This is a genomic window from Micromonospora sp. CNZ303, assembly GCF_004345505.1.
On the sequence record NZ_SLVT01000033.1, the window covers coordinates 20,930 to 41,496 of the forward strand.

Below are 20,567 nucleotides of genomic sequence, written 5' to 3' on the forward strand. Positions count from 1 at the left end.
AGGGGTGGATGCCGATCAGCCGCGCCGGACCTGCTGGCGCAGGTCCTCGACGAGCGCGGGCACACCGGCCGGGTCGGCTGCCGTGCCGAATACGTAGAAGTCGGGCCGGACGAGCACCGCGACGGCGTCGTACCGCTTGAGGTGGGACAGGTACACGTCGTCGAGGTCGAAGGCGGTCGGCGCGGTGCCGGGCCCGGGGGCGGGCGCGCCGGCGGGGACGACCCGGACGACCCGGGCGTCGAGCGAGTCCAGGAAGGCCCGGGCGTCCGCGTCGAGCAGGTCGTCGGGGTCCTCGGCGCAGACCAGGACGAAGCCGGTGCCGACGACCTCGTCGAAGAGCCCGGCGCGACCGTCGACCTCGACGCGCCCCTGCGGCATCGGCACGCCCGCGCCGGCCGCCGGGGCCTCGGCCGTACGGGCGTGCAGGACCCCGCCGGCCAGGGGTTCCAGCAGGGAACGGGTACGCGGCCGGGAGGTGCGCCGGCGCAGTTCGGCGAGCATGACGGCGTCCCGGCCGGCGGCGGCGGTGCGGTCGGTCTCGCAGATCACCGTGCCCGAGTCCATGGACATCCGGATGGCGTGCTGCACGTGCGCGCAGCGCTCCTCCTGGTAGGTGTCCAGCAGCGCCTCGTCGGCCAGGCCGCGGTGCACCAGGTCGAGCTTCCAGGCGAGGTTGAGGGCGTCACGGAAACCCGAGCTCATGCCCTGCCCCATGAACGGCGGCATCACGTGCGCCGCGTCGCCGGCGATCAGGATCCGGCCGGAGCGCCAGCGGTCGGCCGAGCAGGCCTGGGTGGTGTAGACGCCGTACCGTTCCAGGGTCGCGTTGTCGGGCGTGATGTCGAAGAGGCCGAGCAGCCGCCACACGCTCTCGACGGTCTCGAACTCCTCCCGGCTCTCCCCCGGCACCCGCATGAACTCCCACCGCCGGTGCCCCGGGCCGGCCGACACGGCCGTGCGGGGGCGCGCCGGGTCGCAGACCTGGAGGTTGTTCGGCTTGAACTCGCGGGCCTCGTGCGGCACGACGTCGCAGACCAGCCAGTCGTACGTGAAGCCGAGGTCGGTGACGCCGCTGCCCAGGTGTTTCCGGACGAAGCTGTTGGCCCCGTCACAGCCGACGACCCAGCGGGCCGCGCGGACCTCCTCGCCCTCCGGGCCGGCGACGGTGACCTCGACCCGGTCGTCGTGCTCGACGAGGCCGGTCACCTGGTACGGGCGCAGCACCGTCACGCCCGGCAGCTCCGCTCCCCGCTCGGCGAGCAGCGCCTCCAGCCCGGGCTGGTAGAAGGAGACCGAGTCGGGCCAGCCCATCGGGCCGTCGCCGGTCACCTTGACGTGCAGCAGGGTCCGGCCGAAGCCGTTCTTGAAGGTGTACTCGCCCGACGACTCCACCACCGGTCCGAGCCGGTCGGCGACGCCGGCGGCGGCCAGGATGCGGCTCGCCTCCCCGTCGTACGAGACCGCGCGCGGGAAGTTGTACGGGGTGGCCCAGCGCTCGACCGCCGTGACGGTGAGCCCGCGCTGCGCCAGCAGGATCGTGAGCATCTCACCGACGGGGCCGTAGCCCACGATCAGGACGTCGGTCATCAGCATCGGTATCGGTTCCTCGGGGGTCGGTCGGACACGGTGTCGGAAGGGACGGCTCGCGCCGTGCGGGGCGGCCGGACGGCCATCAGAGACCGAGTTCGGAGTCGATGAGGTCGAAGAGGTCGTCGTCGCTGGCCAGTTCGAGGTCGAGGTCGGGATCGCCGCCCGAGCCGGCGCGCATCGTCCGCCACTTGGCGATGAGCACCTCCAGCCGGGACCCGATCTGGGCGTGCAGCTCCGCCTCGACGCTGGCCTCGGTCAGCGAGCGTTCCAGGTTCTCCAGGTCCGTGAGGACCGGCGGAACCTCCGGGCCGGTGTCCGGCGCCAGCTGCGACACCAGGAACGTGGCCAGCTCGTTCGGGTCCGGGTAGTCGAAGATCAGCGTGGCCGGCAGGCGCAGACCGGTCGCCGTGGTCAGCCGGTTGCGCAGCTCGACGGCGGTCAACGAGTCGAAGCCGATCTGGCTGAACGCCCGGCCGGGGGCGACCGCCGCGCGGCTGCCGTGCCCGAGCACGCTCGCCGCCTGCTCGCGTACCAGGTCGACCACCAGGGTGTGGCGGTCGGGCCCGGCCAGGGCTGCCAGTTCGTCGGCGAGGGTGCGCCCGCCGCCGGTCGAGGCGCTCGACCGGGCGCTCGGCCGTTCCCGTCGCATGAGCCCGCGCAGCAGGGCCGGGGGCCGCTCGACCCGTTCGCCGAGCGCGGCGACGTCGATCCTGGTCGGCACGAGCACCGGCTCGGCCAGCCGCAGGCCCGCGTCGAACAGGGCCATCCCCAGGTCGGACGGGATCGCGAGCTGCCCGTCGCGGGCGGTGATCCGGGGGTCGGTGCGGTCCAGCTTGGCGGTCATCTCGCTGGCCTGCTCCCAGAGCCCCCAGGCGAACGACCGGCCCGGCAGGCCCTCGGCCCGGCGCGCCAGGGCGAGCGCGTCGAGGAACGCGTTGGCCGCCGCGTAGTTGGCCTGACCGGGTACGCCGAAGACGCCCGCGCCGGAGGAGAACAGCACGAACCCGGCCAGGTCGAGGTGGCGGGTGAGCTCGTGCAGGTGCCACGCGGCGTCGAGCTTCGGCGCGAACACGGTGTCGACGCGCTGCGGGGTGAGGGCGGTGACGATCCCGTCGTCGAGCACCCCGGCGAGGTGCACGACCGCGGTCAACGGGTGCTGTGCCGGTACCGCGTCCAGGACCCGGGCCAGGCTGTCCCGGTCGGCCACGTCGGCCGCCACGACCGTGGCCTCGGCGCCCAGGGAGCGCAGTTCGGCGACCGTCTCGGCCGCGCCGGGGGCCTGCTCGCCGCGGCGGCTGACCAGCAGCAGCCGCCGTACGCCGTGCGTCTCGACCAGTCGCCGGGCGACCAGCCCGCCGAGGGTTCCGGTCCCGCCGGTCAGCAGCACGGTGCCGTCGGGGTCCCACGCCCGGGGCATGGTGAGCACCACCTTGCCGACGTGCCGGGCCTGGCTGACGTGCCGGAACGCCTCCGGCGCCTGGCGGACGTCCCACACCTGGGCGGGCAGCGGGGTGAGCGTCCCCCGCTCGAAGAGCCCCAGCAGCACGACGAGCATGCGCTGCACCTCGTCGGGGTCCTCCAGGGTCAGGTCGAAGGCGGTGTAGGCCACCCCCGGGTGGTCGGCGGCGACCTGGGCGGCGTCGCGGATGTCGGTCTTGCCCATCTCGATGAACCGCCCGCCGCGCGGCAGCAGCCGCAGCGAGGCGTCGACGAACTCGCGGGCCAGCGAGTCCAGCACCACGTCGACGCCCCGTCCGCCGGTGGCCTCGGCGAAGCGGGTCTCGAAGTCGAGGGTCCGGGACGAGGCGAGGCGGTCCTCGTCGAGGCCCATCGCGCGCAGGGCGTCCCACTTGGCGGGGCTGGCGGTGGCGTAGACCTCGGCGCCGAGGTGCCGGGCGAGCTGCACGGCGGCCATGCCGACGCCGCCGGCCGCCGCGTGCACCAGCACCGACTCGCCCCGGCCGAGCCCGGCCAGGTTGACCAGGCCGTGGTAGGCGGTCAGGAAGACCACCGGCACGGAGGCGGCCTCCACGTACGACCAGCCGGCCGGCATCGGGGCCAGCAGGCGGCGGTCGGTGACCGCGACGGGCCCGAAGCAGCCCACGAAGACCCCGAACACCCGGTCGCCGGGGCGCAGGTCGGTCACCTCGGCGCCCACCTCGACGACCTCGCCGGCGCCCTCGCCGCCGAGCGGCCCCGCGTCGCCCGGGTAGAGGCCGAGCGCGTTGAGCACGTCGCGGAAGTTCAGGCCGGCGGCGCGGACGCGTACCCGGACCTCGCGGGGGCCGAGAGCGGCGTCGGCGGCGTCCGTCGGGACCAGGGTGAGGTTCTCCAGGCTGCCCCGCACCGGCGCGTCCAACCGCCACGCGGCGGCGGGCGGCGCGGCGAGTTCGCCCGCCGAGCCGGCCCGCGCCAGCCGCGGCACGTACGCCGTGCCGCCCCGGATCGCGGCCTGCGGCTCGTCCGCCGCCAGCACGGCGGCGACCTGGTCGGGGCCGATCCCGTCGACGTCGACGTCGACGATGACGACCTGGCCCGGGTTCTCCGACTGGGCGGAGCGCACCAGCCCCCACGCCGCCGCGGCGGCCGGGTCGGTCACCTCGCCGGCGTGGTGCACGGCCACCGCGCCCCGGGTCACCAGCAGCAGCCGCGACGCCGCCCAGCGGGGCTCCGTGAGCCAGCGCCGGACGAGGTCGAGGGCGCGGACGGCGGCGTGCCGCGCCGCGCGGGGGGTGGGCTGCGCGGATTCCGCGTCGAGCGGCACGAGCACGGCCCCGGGCAGGGGCAGCCCCGCGTCGACGGCGTCGGCGAGCCCGTCCAGCCCGGGGTGCAGCCCGAAGCCGTCCAGGCCGGGGGCGACGGCCACGGCGTCGACCAGGGTGGCCGCGTCGGCCGGCGGCAGCGGCGTCCAGTCGAGCCGGAACAGGGCGTCGCGGGTGGCGCGGTCGTCGGTGACGGCCAGCTCGGCGGCGGAGATCGGCCGCATCGTCAGGGCGGCCACCTCGGCGACCGGGGCGCCGGTCGGGTCGGCGACGGTCAGCGCGATGGCGTGCGGTCCCACCTGGGTGAGCCGTACCCGCAGGGCGGTCGCCCCGGTGGCGTGCAGGCTGACGCCGTTCCAGGCGAACGGCAGCAGCAGCCGGCCGGCCCCGGCCCCGGCGAGGCCGCCGAAGTGCGCGGCGTGCAGGGCGGCGTCGAACAGGGCCGGGTGCAGGCCGTACCGGTCGGCGTCGACCCGTGCGGCCGCCGGCAGCTCCACCTCGGCGTAGACCTCGTCGCCGCTGGTCCACACCGCGCGCAGCCCCTGGAACGCCGGCCCGTACGCGTAGCCGTCGGATTCCAGGCCGGCGTAGAAGCCGGTCAGGTCGACGGGGCGGGCGTCGCGCGGCGGCCACGTGGTGGGCTGCGGCGACGCGGCGGGCTGGTCGGCGGAGAGGGTGGCGCTGGCGTGCCGGGTCCACGGCCCCGCGGCCGGGCCGTCGGCGGGCCGGGAGTGCACCGTCACCGGGCGGCGTCCGTCGTCGCCGCCCGCGCCGACCGTCACCTGCACCTGGGTCGCGCCGTCGGCGGGCAGGGTCAGCGGAGCCTCGATGACCAGTTCGTCGAGGACCGGGTGGCCGATCTCGTCGCCGACGCGGAGGCAGAGTTCCACCAGGCCGGTGCCGGGCACCAGCACGCTGTCGGAGACCCGGTGGTCGGCCAGCCACGGCTGCGCGTCGGTCGACAGCCGCCCGGTGAACAGGTGGCCCCGCGTCTCGGCCAGCGCGACCGACGCCCCGAGCAGCGGATGCCCGGCGGCGTCCAGGCCGGCGGCGCCGACGTCGCCGGGGCCGGAGACGGGCCGGGGCCAGTAGCGGCGGTGGGCGAACGCGTACGTGGGCAGGTCGACCCGCCGGCCGCCGGCCAGCGCGGGCCGCCAGTCCACCGCGACCCCGCACACGTGCAGCTGGGCCAGGGAGAGCAGGAACCGCGCCCGGTCGCCCTGGTCGCGCTGCACCGAGCCGACGACCACGCTCTCGCCGTCGTGGTCGGCGAGGGTCGCCTCGATGCCCACGGTGAGCACCGGGTGCGGGCTGCACTCGACGTACGTGTCGTGGCCCTGCCCGGCCAGCGAGCGGATCGCCTGTTCCAGCTCGACCGGCTGCCGCAGGTTGCGGTACCAGTAGTCCGGCCCCATCTCCTCGCCGTCGAGCCAGCGCAGGTCAGTGGTGGAGAAGAGCGGCACGGCCGCCGGGCCGGGGGTGATGCCCGCCAGCACCTCGGCCAGTTCGTCGCGCAGGCCCTCCACCTGGGCGGAGTGCGAGGCGTAGTCGACGGCGATGCGCCGGACCCGGGCCTGCTCGCCGGCCAGCTCGGCGAGGAGTTCCTCCACCGCCTGCGGCTCGCCGGACACCACGACGGCGGCCGGGCCGTTCACGGCGGCGACCGAGATCCGGTCGCCGAAGCGGGCGATCCGGTCGCGGACCGTGTCGGCGGGGAGCGCGACGGAGGCCATCGCCCCGTGCCCGGCCAGGGCCCGCAGCGCCCGGCTGCGCAGCGCCACCACCCGGGCGGCGTCGGGCAGCGAGAGCACCCCGGCGACGCAGGCGGCGGCGATCTCGCCCTGCGAGTGGCCGACCACGGCGGCCGGCTGCACGCCGTGGGAGCGCCACAGCTCGGCCAGCGACACCATCATCGCGAACAGCGCGGGCTGCACCACGTCGACCTCGTCGAGGCCGGGCGCGCCGGGCACCTGCCGCAGCACGTCCAGCAGCGACCAGTCCAGGTACGGTCGCAGCGCCGCGTCGCAGGCCGCCATCCGCTCCGCGAACACGGGGGCCTGGTCGAGCAGGTCCAGTCCCATGCCGAGCCACTGGGAGCCCTGCCCCGGGAAGACGAAGACGCACCGGCCGACGGGCCGGGCCTCGCCCCGCGTCACCGCCGGGTCGGGCCGGCCCTCGGCGAGCGCGTCGAGGGCGGCGGCGACCCGGTCCGGCGACGTGCCGACCAGCACCGCCCGCGAGTCGAAGGTGCTCCGGCTGGTGGCCAGCGACCAGGCCACGTCGAGGGGCCGCTGGTCGGGCCGCTCGGCGAGGTGTTCCCGCAGCCGCCGGGCCTGCCCGGCGAGCGCCTCCGGGGTACGCGCGGAGAGCAGCCACGGCAGCGCGTACGCCTCCGTCGGCGTGGCTGCGGCGTCGGCGTCCGGGGCCGGCCCGGCGACCGCCTCGACGATCACGTGGGCGTTGGTGCCGCTGATGCCGAAGGACGAGACACCGGCCCGCGCCGGCCGGTCCGCCGCGGGCCACGGGCGGGCCTCGGTGAGCAGTTCCAGCGAGCCCGACTCCCAGTCGACCCGCGAGCTGCGGCGCTCGGCGTGCAGGGTGCGGGGCAGCCGGCCGTGCCGCATGGCGAGGACCATCTTGAGCACCCCGGCGACGCCGGCCGCGGCCTGGGTGTGCCCGAGGTTGGACTTGACCGAGCCGAGCAGCACCGGCGGGGCGCCGGCCGGGCGCTGCCCGTACGTGGCGAGGATGGCCTCCGCCTCGATGGGGTCGCCGAGCGACGTGCCGGTGCCGTGCGCCTCGACGACGTCCACCTCGGCGGCGCTCAGCCCGGCGGCGCCGAGCGCGGCCCTGATGACCCGCTCCTGCGAGGGCCCGTTCGGGGCGGTCAGCCCGTTGGACGCGCCGTCCTGGTTGACCGCCGAGCCGCGGACCACGGCCAGCACGGGGTGGCCCCGGCGGCGGGCGTCGGAGAGGCGCTCCACCACCAGCATCCCGACGCCCTCGGACATGCCGAAGCCGTCGGCGTCCTCGGCGAACGCCTTGCACCGCCCGTCGGCGGCGAGGCCGCGCTGGCGGCTGAACCCGGTCAGCCCGGCCGGGGTGGACATCACCGACACGCCGCCGGCCAGGGCCAGGTCGCAGTCGCCCTGGCGCAGGGCCTGCACGGCCAGGTGCAGCGCCACCAGCGACGCCGAGCAGGCGGTGTCGACGGTGACGGCCGGCCCTTCCAGCCCGAGGGCGTACGCGACCCGGCCGGAGAGGACGCTGCCGGCCGTACCGGTGAGCAGGTGCCCCTCGTCGGCGGTGACCTCACCGTCGTCGGAGACCACGCCGGGGGCGATCCGGTCGCCGTAGTCCTGGCCGTGGGTGCCGGCGAAGACGCCCGTGCGGCTGCCCCGCAGGGTGACCGGGTCGATGCCGCCGCGTTCCAACGCCTCCCAGGAGGTCTCCAGCAGCAGCCGGTGCTGCGGGTCCATCGCGAGTGCCTCGCGGGGGCTGATGCCGAAGAACGCGGCGTCGAAGTCGGCGATCCCGGTGAGGAACCCGCCGGCCCGCACGTACGTCCGGCCGGCCGTGCCGGGCACCGGGTCGTAGAGGTCGGCCAGCGGCCAGCCCCGGTCGTCGGGCAGGTCGCCGATGACGTCGGCGCCCGCGTCGAGCAGCCGCCACAGCTCCTCCGGGGAGCCGATGCCGCCGGGGAAGCGGCAGGCCATCGCGACGATGGCGACCGGCTCGTCCAGGGCCACGGTGCTGGCGTCGGTGACCTCGGTGGCGGCGGTGCCGAGCAGCCGGGCGTGCAGGTGCGCGGCGAGCAGCTCGGGGGTGGGGTGGTTGAACACGGCGTGCGGGGCGAGCCGGACGCCGGTGACGGCGGTGAGCCGGTTGCTCAACTCCACGGCCATCAGCGAGTCGAAGCCGAGTTCCTTGAACGGGCGGCGCGGCTCGACGTCGTCGGGGCCGGTGTGCCCGACCACGGTGGCGCACCGGGTGCGGACGAGGTCCAGCAGCAGGGCGGCGCGGTCGGGTTCGGCCAGCTCGGCCAGCCGGTCGGCGAAACCCTTGGCGGAGGCGGGCGCCGAGTCGGCGTTGACGGCCCGACGGGGCGGCGGGGGCAGCAGCGCCCGCAGCAGGGCGGGCACCTCGCCGGAGGTCCGCACAGCGGCCAGGTCGAGCCCGATCGGCACCAGCGTCGACCGGTCGACGCGCAGGGCGGCGTCGAACAGCGCCAGCCCGGCGGCCGTGTCGAGGGGACGGGTGCCGCCCCGAGCGAGCCGGGCCAGGTCCGCCGGGGTGAGCCGGCCGGCCATCCCGTCCTGCGCGGCCCACAGCCCCCAGGCCAGGGCGGTCGCCGGCAGGCCCTGGGCGCGGCGGTGCGCGGCGAGCGCGTCGAGGAACGCGTTGCCGGCCGCGTAGTTGCCCTGGCCGGGGCTGCCGAAGGTGGCGGCGGCCGAGGAGAAGAGCACGAACGCGGCCAGGTCGAGGCCGGCGGTCAGCTCGTGCAGGTGCCACGCGCCGTGCACCTTGGACCGCAGGGCCCGCTCCCAGCGGTCCGGGTCGAGGTCGGTGAGCAGCGCGTCGTCGGTGGCCCCGGCGGCGTGCACGACGGCGACCAGCCGGTCGGCCAGCGGGGCGACGACCTCGGCGAGCGCCGCCCGGTCGGCGACGTCGGCCGCGACCACCCGGACGGTGACGCCGGCGTCGGTCAACGCGTCCGTCCAGTCGCCGGCCCGGCCGGTGCGGCTGACGAGGACCAGCTCGGCGACGCCGTGCACGGTGGCGAGGTGGGTGGCGACGTGCCGCCCGACGCCGCCCGTGCCGCCGGTCACCAGCACGGTGCCGCCGGCCAGCGCCGGGACCGGCGTACCGGCCGGGGGTCGTTCGACGGGGTGGAGCCGAGGCAGCAGGACCCGGCCGTCGCGGACGGCGATCTCGGGCTCGTCCCCGGCGACGGCCAGCGCCGCCCGGACGGTCGCGTCGTCGGTGGCGTCGAGGCTGAGCAGCAGGAACCGGTCGGGCTGCTCGGCCTGGGCGACCCGGACGAGCCCCGCGACCGGGGCGTGCACCGGGTCGCCGTCGCGGACGGCGAGGGCCAGGCGGGTGGTCTCCGCGCGGGGGTCGACCAGCCAGCTCTGGAGCACGCCGAGCACGGCGAGGCCGACGGCGTGGGCACGGTCGGGCACCGACCGGCCCGGCTCGCCGTCGCCGACGCGCAGCACCAGCAGCGACGGCAGCGGCCCGTCCGGGGGCGTGCCGTCGGCGAGCGTCCAGGAGGGCGCGGGCGTCGCCGGGAACGCGGCGGGCGACCAGTCGACGGCGTACAGCCCGGCGGGGGCGGGCGGGGGCGCCGGCGTCTCGGCGGGCGGCAGGTCGAGGGTCCGCAGCACCACCCGGTCCACGTCGAGCACGGGCACGCCCGCGGCGTCGACGGCGCTCAGGGTCACCGCGTCCGCCCCGGCGGGGGCCAGGCAGACGCGCAGCGCGTGCGCCCCGGTGGCGTGCAGGCGCACGCCCGCCCACTCGGTGGGCAGCAGCCGGCCGGTGGGCGCGGCGTCGTCGCCGGGCGCGAAGTCGGCGAGCGGGAGCAGGCGCAGGGCCGCCTCCAGCACCAGCGGGTGCACGCCGTACCGCTCGGCATCCGGGTCCCGGGCGTCCTCGGGCAGGCGTACGTCGACGAATAGCCGGTCGGCGGCGACCCACGCGGCCCGGGCCAGTTCCCCGGCCATGGCCTGGTGCTGCGGGGCGGCCAGGTCCACCGGTCGGGCGCCGGTGGGCGGCCAGGCCGTGGCGAGGGCACCCCGGCCGCTCTCCGGGTCGACCGGGCCGAGCACGGCCTCGGCGACCTCCCGCCAGGGCTGCCCGTCGCCGGCCCGGACGTGGCAGTGCGCCACCCGGCGCCGGTGCTCGTCCGGCGCGGAGACGCCGACCTGCACCTCGAGGGTCGCCTCGGCGGGCAGCGGCACCGGGTCGGGGACGCGCAGCCGCTGCACCGTCGGGGTGCCGAGCTGTTCGCCGAGGTGGGTGAGCATGTCCAGCAGGGCGCTGGCGGGCAGCAGCGCGGGAGTGCCGTCACCGGGGGCGGCCAGCCACGGCTGGGTGGCCGCGGCGACCTGCCCGGTGCAGACGACCTGCCCGGTGCCGGCGACCGCCAGCACGCCGCCGAGCAGCGGGTGCCCGGCGTCGGCCAGCCCGACACCGACCGGGCCGCCGGCCACGGTCGAGGCGGGCAGCCAGTAGTGCCGGCGCTGGAAGGCGTACGTGGGCAGGTCGACGCGGCGGTGCGGCCCGGGGCCGGCGAGGGCGGCGCGGTCGACGGGGACCCCCCGCACGTGCAGCCGCGCCACGGCGGCGAGCAGCGCCTCCGGTTCGTCGGCGACGCCCCGCACGGCGGGCACGAAGGCCAGCTCGTCGGCCTCGGCGAGGAGGCAGTCCTGGGCCATCGCGGTGAGCACGCCGGCCGGACCGACCTCCAGGAAGGTGGTGACGCCCTGCCCGTGCAGGGCCCGCACGCCGTCGTGGAAGCGGACGGTGCCCCGCACGTGCGCCACCCAGTATTCGGGCGAGCAGAGCCGGGCCGGGTCGACGGGGTGGCCGGTCAGGTTGGACACCACCGGTAGGTGCGGGGTGCGGTACGTGAGGCCGGCCGCCACCGCGCGGAACTCGTCGAGCATCGGCTCCATGCGCGGCGAGTGGAACGCGTGCGACACCCGCAGCCGGCTGGTACGACGCCCGGCGGCCCGCAGGGTGGCCGCGACGGCCAGCACCGCGTCGGTGTCGCCGGAGACGACGACGCTCGTCGGGCCGTTGACGGCGGCGAGGCCCACCCGGTCGGTGAGGTGCGCGGCGACCTCGGCCTCGTCGGCCTCGACGGCGACCATCGCGCCCCCGGCGGGCAGCTGCTGCATCAGCCGGGCGCGGGCGGCGACGAGCGCCGCCGCGTCGGCGAGGGGGAACACCCCGGCCACGTGCGCGGCGGCCAGCTCGCCGACGGAGTGGCCGAGCACCGCGTCGGGACGCACCCCCCAGGACTCCAGGAGGCGGTACAGCGCCACCTCGAAGGCGAACAGCCCCGGCTGGGTGTACAGGGTCTGGTCGAGCAGGTCGGCCGGTTCGTCGCCCTCGGCGGCGAAGACGACGTCCGCGACGGGGTGCGGGGCGTGGCCGGCGAGGCAGCGGTCGAGTTCGGCGCAGGCCGCGTCGAAGGCGTCGGCGAAGACCGGGTACGCCGCGTGCAGCTCGCGGCCCATGCCGGCGCGCTGGCCGCCCTGCCCGCCGAAGAGCATGCCGAGCTGGCCGTCGACGACCCGGCCGGTCAGCACGGCCGGCACGTCCGGGTCCGCCTCGCCGCGGGTCAGCGCGGTCAGGCCCGTCCGGGCGGTGGCCGGGTCGCCGGCCAGCACCACGGCCCGGTGTTCGAGGGCGGCGCGGGTGGTGGCGAGCGCGTGCCCGACGGCGGCCGGGTCGGCGTCCGCCCCGGGCCCGTCGAGCCAGGTCAGCAGGCGGGCCGCCTGGTCCCGCAGCGCCTCGCCGGAGGCCGCGGCGAGCAGCCACGGCACAGGCGGTCGCCGGGTGGCGGAGGCCGCCCCGGACGACGGCTGCTGGTCCGCGATCCCGGACGAGGGCTGCCGGTCCGCGACCCCGGGCCCGGGGGGCGGGTCGGCGGCGGGTGCCTCGACGATGACGTGCGCGTTGGTGCCGCTGATGCCGAACGACGAGACGCCGGCCCGCCGGGGCCGTCGCACCTCGGGCCACGGGCGGGCCTCCGTGAGCACCTCGACCGCGCCGGCGGACCAGTCCACCTCGGACGTCGGGGCGTCCACGTGCAGGGTGCGGGGCAGCGTGCCGTGCCGCATCGCGAGCACCATCTTGATTACCCCGGCGGCCCCGGCGGCGGCCTGGGTGTGGCCGAGGTTGGACTTCAGCGAGCCCAGCCGCAGCGGTTCGGCGTCGCCGCGGCCCACCCCGTACGTGGCGAGCAGCGCCTGCGCCTCGATCGGGTCGCCCAGCCGGGTGCCGGTGCCGTGCGCCTCGACGACGTCCACGTCGGCGGCGGAGAGCCCGGCCGCGTCCAGCGCCTTGCGGATGACCCGCTCCTGGGCGGGCCCGTTGGGGGCGGTGAGCCCGTTGGACGCGCCGTCGGAGTTGACGGCGGAGCCGCGCAGCACGGCGAGGACGGGGTGTCCGCGCCGGCGCGCGTCGGAGAGCCGTTCCAGCAGCAGCACGGCGACGCCCTCGGACCAGCCGGTGCCGTCGGCGCCCTCGCCGAACGCCTTGCACCGGCCGTCAGGGGCGAGCCCGCGCTGCCGGCTGAACTCCACGAACGCCTGCGGGGTGCCCATCACCGCCACGCCGCCGGCCACGGCGAGGGAGCAGTCGCCGGCGCGCAGCGCCTGGGCGGCCAGGTGCAGCGCCACCAGCGACGACGAGCACGCCGTGTCCACGGTGACCGCCGGCCCCTCCAGCCCCAGCGCGTAGGCGACCCGGCCGGAGACGACGCTGCCGGCGGTGCCGACGCCGAGGTAGCCCTCGGTGCCGGGCGGCGCCTGGCGCAGGCTCGCGGCGTAGTCGTGGTGCATGACGCCGGTGAAGACGCCGGTGGCGCTGCCACGCAGCGAGGTGGGGTCGATGCCGGCCCGCTCGAACAGCTCCCAGGACGTCTCCAGCAGCAGCCGCTGCTGCGGGTCCATGGCGAGCGCCTCGCGCGGGCTGATCGCGAACAGGGTGGCGTCGAAGTCCGCCGCGTCGGTCAGGAACCCGCCCACCCGGACGTACGAGGTGCCGGGGCGGTCGGGGTCGTCGGAGAACAGGTGCGCCAGGTCCCAGCCCCGGTCGGTGGGGAACTCCGTGAGCCCCTCCCGGCCCTGGTCGACCAGGTCCCACAGCTGCTCGGGGGAGGCGACGCCGCCGGGCAGCCGGCAGGCCATGGCGACGACGACCACCGGGTCGTCCGCCGTGGACGGCGCGGACGGCCGGTCCGTCGCGGGGCCGGCCTGCCCGGTGGTGCCGCGCAGCCGGGCGGCGAGGTGCCGGGCGAGGGCGTCCGGGCTGGGCCGGTCGAAGGCGGCCGTGGCGGAGAGCCGTACGCCGGTGGCCCGGGCCAGCCGGTCGCGCAGGGCGACCGCGCTGACCGAGGTGAAGCCGAGTTCCTTGAAGGCCCGGCCGGGGCGCACGGCGGCCGGCCCGGACAGGCCGGCCACCTCGGCGGTGGCGGTGCGGACCAGATCCAGCAGGAGCCGGTCCCCCTCGGCGGTACTCAGCCCGGCCAGCCGGCGGCGCAACTCGGCGGCGTCCCGGTCGGCGGCGTCGTCGTCGGGCGCCGCGACGGGGCCGCGCCAGGCGGGGTGCGCGGCGTCGGCGTGGCCCGCCGGGCGGGCGAGCACGACCAGGTCGTCGCCGTCGTGGGCCACGTCGAACGCGGCGAGATCGGCGCGTACGGCCGCCGGGACGACGACGCTTCCCGCCCCGGTTCCGGTGGCCGCGGGGGTGGCGGGCGACGGCTCCCGGTCGACGGGCGCGGTCGTGCCGACGACCCGGGCCGGCAGACCGGCGGCCCGGCGGCGGGCGGTCAGGGCGTGCAGGGCGCCGACGGCCGAGGCGGCCCGCTCCCGGCCGGCGGCGCCCAGCAGCAGGGCGGACGGCGCGAGGACGGTGAACGAGGCGGCCGGGAGCCGGGTCGCGGCGTCCAGCCTCCCGGCGAGGCGCAGCAGCCGGGCCGTGTCCTCGTCATCGGTCAGGTCGTCGTCCGACGGGCAGAGGAAGACCCCGCCGGACGGCTCGTCGCCCGCCCGCTCGGCGGGCAGCGCGGCGACGTCGGCGCCGGCGGCGACGAGCTCGGTGACCAGGTCCACCAGGGCGGCCCCGGGCGTGGCGCCGACGTGGAGCAGCCGCAGCCGGCGGACGCGGTGCGCGGCGACGAGGTGTCGGGCCAGCGCCGCGCCGGTCGTGCCGTCCGCGCCGGTGACCAGGACCGGGCGGTCCGGGTCGGCCACGCTGACCGGCCGCGCCGGCACGGCCGCGGGGGCGGGCACGAGGACGGCGTGCAGGGCGGCTCCGGCCCGCAGCGCGACCTGCGCGGCGCCGGCGTCCACCACGGCGGGGAGCAGGGCGGTCGAGCGGTCTCCGGCGTCGCCGTCGACCAGCACGATCCGGTCCGGGTAGGCGGACTGCAGACTGCGGCCGACCGCCTGGACCGCGCCGGCCGCCGGATCGGCCTGGTGCCACCCCCCGGGCACGGCGGCGGCGTCGATCCCGGTGTCCAGGTCGCCGGGCGCGTCGCTCGCGGCGGCCGGGCCGGTCAGCAGCACCAGGCGGGTGCCGGCGAACCGGTCGTCGTCGAGCCAGCCGCGCAGCCGGTCGGCGAGGTCCGCCGCGACGGCGTCGGCCGGCTCGACCAGCAGCACCGTCACGTCGGGCACGTCCGGGGCGTCGCGCAGGGCGGCCAGGTCCCGGTGGGACCGGAACCGGTCCCCCGGAGAGGCCGCGCGCAGCGGTTCCAGCAGCGCCTCGCTTCCGCTACCGACGAGCGCCCAGCGGCGGGCCGGGGCGGCGGCGGCCTGCGCGGCCGTCGGGACGGGCGCCTCGACCGGCGGTACGGCGGCCAGGTCGAGCGGCTGCCAGGCGAGCAGGCTCAGCGTCTCGTGGTGGCTGCCGTTGACCGCCCGCAGCCGCGCCGGCCGGTCGAGCAGGAGCCGGCGGGTGACCTTGCCGGAGGCGGTGCGGGGCACCTGCCCGATCTCGTACAGCTCCTCGGGAACCTTGTGGTAGGAGAGCTTCTCCCGGCAGGCCGCGTACCCGGCCCGGGGGTCGAAGCCCTCCGGGCCGGGCACCACGAACGCCACCGGCACCTCGCCGAGCACGTCGTGCGGCCGGCCGGTCACCGCCACGTCGGCGACGCCGGGCACCCCGCGCAGGGCCTCCTCCACCTCGGCCGGGTGGATCTTCTCGCCACCCCGGATGATCAGTTCCTGGTGCCGCCCCGTGACGAAGATGTTGCCGTCGGCGTCGCGGCGGGCCAGGTCGCCGGTGCGGTACCAGCCGTCGCGCAGGGCGGCGGCGGTGACCTCCGGCAGGCCGTGGTAGCCGAGCATGACGCTCGGCCCGCTGACCCAGACCTCCCCCTCGGCGCCGGTCGGCACGTCCAGGCCGGTCTGCGGGCTGACCAGGCGCACCTCGACGCCGGGCACCGCGCGCCCGCAGGAACCCTCGACCCGGGGCTGGTCCGGCCGGGTGACGGCGATCGAGCCGCAGGTCTCCGTGCTGCCGTACGCGTCGAGCAGCGGCGCGTCGAAGACCTCGTCGAACGCCCGGCGCAGCGCGCCGGTGGTGATCGCCCCGCCGACCAGGCAGACCCGCAGGGCCGGGGCGCGGAAGCCGCTCTCCCGGGCGGCGGTGACCAGGTGGTGGTACATGGCCGGCACACCGGCCAGCACGGTGGCCTCGTCCTCGTCGACCGCGCGCAGCACGTCGTCGGCGGAGAAGCCGTCGATGAGCCGGGCCGTGGCGCCGACGGCGGTCACGCTGAGCACGCACCCGATGTGGGAGAGGCTGTGGAACAACGGCAGCGGCCAGACCACCCGGTCGGCGTCGGTGAGCCCGGGGATCGGCACGTAGCAGGCGGCGACGGACCAGAGGCAGGTGCGCTGGGTGGAGAGCACGCCCTTGGGCCGGCCGGTGGTGCCGGAGGTGTAGAGCATCCAGGCGACCTCGTCGAGGCCCAGGTCGTCACGGGCGTCCACACCCGGCTCGGTGTCGACCAGGTCGCGCCACGCGGTGACCCCGGCGGGCACCGGGCCGTCCCCGGTGACCACGACCCGCAGGGCCGGCCGGCCGGCGCGCAGCCGCAGCAGCTGGTCGAGGTGCCGCGGGTCGGTGACCACCAGCACCGCTCCGGAGTCGTCCAGCAGGTGGGCCAGTTCCGCGTCGGTGCTGTGCGGGTTCACCGGTACGCCGACCGCGGCCGCCCGCGTGACGGCCAGCCAGGTCTCCACCGTCTCCACCCGGTTGCCGAGGCAGAAGGCCACCCGGTCGCCCCGCCCGACCCCCGACGCCGCCAGGTGGCCGGCCAGCCGACGGGTCCGCGCCGCCAGGTCTGCGTAGTCGACCGCCCGGCGGTCGTCGCGGAACGCGACCTTGTTCCCCAACCTGGCGGCGTGCGCCTCGATCAGATCGGACAACGGCTGGATCAGGTCGCTCCGAAGCATGTCACCACATCCGTCCGTCGGCGAGACTTCTCATCCGCGGCGTAGACCCCGCTCGCCGTAGCGGCCCAAGTCTTCCGAGCACCCTGCCGGCGTCCTACCCCTGTCACCCCCTAAGTCGTCCCCAGTTCGGACCGCTGATCAGGTGGTGCGACGGGCCGCAGGCCGATGATGGGGCCACCCCCCGCAGACCGTCGAGTCCTGTGCTCCACCCGCCCGTCAGCCGAGGTGCCGTCGTTGGAACGCTGCTGGTTGTTCGCCCGCTCGGCCATGCCGGCCGACGGGTCCCCGGACACGCGGGTGACCGAACTGGTCGGCACGGTCCTCGCCGGTCTGGTCGCCGCCGCCCGCCGGACCGATCCGGGCATGGACTGGTTCTTCGACCCGGAGGGCTCCCCCGCCGGGCCGCACGTGAGCCTCGGCTTCCACGCCGCCCCGGCCGCGCTCGACGCGGTACGGGCGCAGCTGCTCGCGTACGACCCGGGGGTCTCCTTCGCCGCCGGCCGGTACGTGGTGCGCGACGCCGCCCGGGGCGGCCCGCTCGCGTCGGCGGGCAGCGACCTGGCCCTGACCCTGCTCGGCGGGGACGCTCCCTGGCTGGCCGGCGTCGAGCTGCCGCTGGCCGTGGCGCACCTGCGGTACCTGACAGGGCTGGTGCCGGCGGCCGACCGGCTGGCGTTCCTCTTCCTGCACTGGCAGGAACGCAGCCAGCGGCTCACCGCCGCGCAGCGGCGGGACCTGGCCGCGCAGGCGGACGCCGGGGCGGAGAAGATCGTCCTGGCGGCCGGCGACCTGCCGCTGTGCGGGGAGGTCGCCGTGGCCTGGCAGCGTTACCTGGACCGGGTGACCGACGTGGTCGGCCGGCACCACCCGGCGACGCCGTCGGGCTTCCTGCTGGCGCACCACGCCCAGCTCACCCACGACCGCTGGGGCATCGGACTGGACGTGGACTCGCTGGCCGCGCTGGCGCTGCGCCTGTCGATGGTCCGGGAACGCCCGGTCGCCGCCGCGCCGGTGCCCGTCGTCAAAAGGAGGCAGCAGCCACATGCACCCGTTGGCACCTGACCCGCACGCCCCCGCCGAGCCGGCCCGGATCGAGGTGGCGCTCGGCGAGCGCGCGTACCCGGTGCTGATCGGCCCCGGTGTGCGCCACCGGCTGCCGGCGGAGGTGGCGCGGATCGGTGCCCGACGGGTCGTGGTGGTCTCGGCCCGGCCGCCGGAGTGGACGCCCGACCCGGGTGTGCCGCACCGCGTGGTGCCGGCCCGCGACGGCGAGCACGACAAGAACCTGGCCACGGTCGAGCAGCTCTGCCGGGCGTTCGCCGAGTTCGGGCTGACCCGCGCCGACGCCGTCGTCTCCTGCGGCGGCGGCACCACCACGGACGTGGTCGGGTTGGCCGCCGGCCTCTACCACCGGGGCGTCGCGGTGATCCACCTGCCGACCTCGCTACTCGCCCAGGTCGACGCCAGCGTCGGCGGGAAGACGGCGGTCAACCTGCCGGAGGGCAAGAACCTCGTCGGGGTGTACTGGCAGCCCCGGGCGGTGCTCTGCGACACCGAGCACCTGGACACGCTGCCGCAGCGGGAGTGGCGCAACGGCTACGGGGAGATCGCCCGGGCGCACTTCATCGGCGCGGGCGAGCTGCGCGACCGGCCGGTGGCGGAGCAGATCGCCGCCTGCGTGGCGCTGAAGGCGCGGGTGGTGGCCGCCGACGAGCGTGACTCCGGTCTACGGCACATCCTCAACTACGGTCACACGCTGGGGCACGCGTTGGAACGGGCCACCGACTTCGGCCTGCGGCACGGCGAGGCGGTCGGCGTCGGCACGGTCTTCGCGGGCCGGCTGGCCGGCGTCCTCGGCCGCGTCCCGGCCGACCGGGTGGCCGAGCACCACGAGGTGGTGGCGGGCTACGGCCTCGACACCGCGCTGCCCGGCGGTGTCGACCACGACGAGCTGGTTGCGCTGATGCGGCGGGACAAGAAGGCCACCTCGGGCCTGTCCTTCGTCCTGGACGGCCCGGCCGGGCCCGAACTGGTCGCCGACGTCCCCGAGCCCGCCGTGCGTACGGCGCTGGCCGGCATGTAGCTGCGGGCACCCCGACCGCCGCGTGGGCGCTCGGGCGTCCCCTCCGGACCGTCACCACGGCCCGGAGGGGGAACGACGCGTCAACCGCCCAGTGCCCGCTGGATCTGCGCGACCAGCACCCCGCAGGCGTACCGGTCCGCGGCGCCGACCATGCCGACGATGGTCGCCGGCAGCGGGCCGTTGTCCGTCTCCGCCGGGTCGTGGTGCATGAACGCGACGAACTGCCCCCGGTCGATGAACGGGGCGAGGATCGGCTCGGCGTCGACGCCGGGGGCCAGCGAGAAGAACGTGGTCATGGCGCACGGGTGCTGGCCCAGCAGCGAACTGCGGTGCAGCACCGAACTGGTGGCCCCGCTGACCCGGAAGTTGGGATCGATGACCCGCAGGGCGCCGTCGCGACCGATCCCGGCGTCGAAGGAGCAGTACCCGCGGTACCCGAGGGCACTGGCCTTTCGGACCCCTACGGTCAGCGCTTCGATCAGCTCCGCCGGCGGCTGGTCGTCGTCCAGCACACAACCGACCCACGTCGAAGTGGGCTGCGGCAGGTGTACGGACGCACCGAAGTACTGCACCGCTCCGCTCTCCGTCACGCCGAACTGGACGCCCCAGATCGTCCGGAAGGGCACCTCCTCCTCGACGATCCACCGATCGCTCACCTGTTCCAGCTGGTTGAACAGTGACCGGTGCCGCCGGTCCTGCAACCGCCTGGTGAAGATCGCGATTCCGCTGTACACCTCGACGCCTGCCGGTTTGACCACCGCCGGCCGCCGGTCCTGCTGCACGATGCGGCGTACCTCGGCGGGGGTGGCGACCTGGCGACGGGGCAGGTATTCCGGCGCGATCAGAGTTTCCAGGGTGGTCTTGTTGTTGAGGCGGGCCAGCAGGTCCGGGGCGACCCGGGCCCGCGCGGCCCGCAGTTGCGGATCGTGCGGGGGAAACTGGAACTCCAGCGTCTCGCCCCGCTCGGCGGCGTCCCGGGCGAACTGCACCGCCTGCGCGCCGGAGCGGAACTCGCGCAGGTCGCTCGGCGTCTTGAGACCGCACCGACTGAGCAGGCGCAGCGACTTGTCCGCGCTGGAGCCGGTGCTGCAGATGGCCGACGACTGGTGCGGAAGGGTCAGGTGGAGACCGGTGATCATGTCCAGCCCGTTGTACAGGGCGGCGCCCGCACCGGCGAGATAGCGGCTGCCGGCGGTCGTCACCGGATCGGGTGGCCGGGCCAGGACCACCCCGTCGTGAGCGAACACCTGTACCTGGATAGGTCCGTCCATTGGATCTCCTGACATGCCGGCCCACAAGGGGCCTCGGGGTGGCACGGAGTCGGGTGCGCAACGACCACGAACTGCGCAGAACGTGGACGGTCGCGGGCGCTCCCGGTCCTGATGAGGCCGCTCGGCCACGAGAGTCGGGCGTACCGCGTGCACCGACCGGACGGTCCCTGGCGGGACCGGTCAGGTAGCGGGCTGGCTTGTGGTCAGCGCTGCGTTTGGCGGGGTGCACACCAACAGTCGGTGACTGAATGTGCCAGTCACCGACTGGGTCATGATCGGCAAAGCATAGTCAATCCTCATTTCCCTGGCATGGGCCGGTCAGCCGACCGCGGGCAGCCCTTTCCGCCCACGGGATCGCCAATTCTCCGACTCGAACCCTGGACCCGGGCTGGCCGAATAGCCCTTTTCAACTTAGACCCCGGGATCGTTCACCGTCGAAACCCGGACATTCATGCACCGACCCTCTCGGAGGGCGCCAACCATCCACTATAGAAAAGATATAGACGCGTGCGTTAATGGCGAAAAATTCGCGGCATCTGGCCGTGACCCTGATCAGTCGCCACCAGAAAACACCACGCTGACCAGCACAAATTGCCGGTCCGGCGGCAAGGACACCGGACGCGGACCGGTGGCCGGTCATTACTGCGGACGCATCCTCAAC

Annotated in this window: 5 protein-coding genes; 2 read left to right on the top strand and 3 right to left on the bottom strand. The window is 76.3% G+C overall.

The window, feature by feature from the left end; translation table 11 throughout:
* Positions 1-15: 15 nt before the first annotated feature.
* Both mhpA and EV374_RS31240 read right to left on the bottom strand, forming a co-directional pair.
* Positions 16-1,593, bottom strand: coding sequence for a bifunctional 3-(3-hydroxy-phenyl)propionate/3-hydroxycinnamic acid hydroxylase MhpA (mhpA, locus tag EV374_RS31235; protein WP_132240760.1), 1,578 nt, complete (start codon positions 1,591-1,593; stop codon positions 16-18).
* Positions 1,594-1,672: 79 nt separating this feature from the next.
* Positions 1,673-16,552 carry a type I polyketide synthase gene (locus EV374_RS31240; RefSeq protein WP_132240761.1) on the bottom strand — a complete coding sequence of 4,960 codons (14,880 nt, stop codon included), beginning with the start codon at positions 16,550-16,552 and terminating at the stop codon, positions 1,673-1,675.
* Positions 16,553-16,777: 225 nt separating this feature from the next.
* Here EV374_RS31240 and EV374_RS31245 point away from each other — a divergent pair, with 225 nt between their 5' ends.
* Both EV374_RS31245 and EV374_RS31250 read left to right on the top strand, forming a co-directional pair.
* The gene (locus tag EV374_RS31245) at positions 16,778-17,614 is read left to right on the top strand and encodes a hypothetical protein (RefSeq protein ID WP_486486060.1); all 837 of its coding nucleotides are present in this window, start codon (positions 16,778-16,780) and stop codon (positions 17,612-17,614) included.
* Positions 17,595-18,635 carry a 3-dehydroquinate synthase gene (locus EV374_RS31250; RefSeq protein ID WP_132240763.1) on the top strand — a complete coding sequence of 347 codons (1,041 nt, stop codon included), beginning with the start codon at positions 17,595-17,597 and terminating at the stop codon, positions 18,633-18,635. The genes EV374_RS31245 and EV374_RS31250 overlap by 20 nt, the downstream gene beginning before the upstream one ends.
* An 80-nt stretch (positions 18,636-18,715) precedes the next feature.
* Here the strand turns inward: EV374_RS31250 and EV374_RS31255 are convergent, their stop codons facing one another.
* Positions 18,716-19,882: an ATP-grasp domain-containing protein gene (locus EV374_RS31255; protein ID WP_486486061.1), complete on the bottom strand. Its 1,167-nt coding sequence runs from the start codon at positions 19,880-19,882 to the stop codon at positions 18,716-18,718.
* Between the last annotated feature and the right edge of the window lie 685 nt (positions 19,883-20,567).

Bases quoted from the DNA above. Each gene is read 5' to 3' on its own strand.
- mhpA (WP_132240760.1), bottom strand. From the start codon at position 1,593: ATGCTGATGACCGACGTCCTGATCGTGGGCTACGGCCCCGTCGGTGAG.
- EV374_RS31240 (WP_132240761.1), bottom strand. From the start codon at position 16,552: ATGCTTCGGAGCGACCTGATCCAGCCGTTGTCCGATCTGATCGAGGCG.
- EV374_RS31250 (WP_132240763.1), top strand. From the start codon at position 17,595: ATGCACCCGTTGGCACCTGACCCGCACGCCCCCGCCGAGCCGGCCCGG.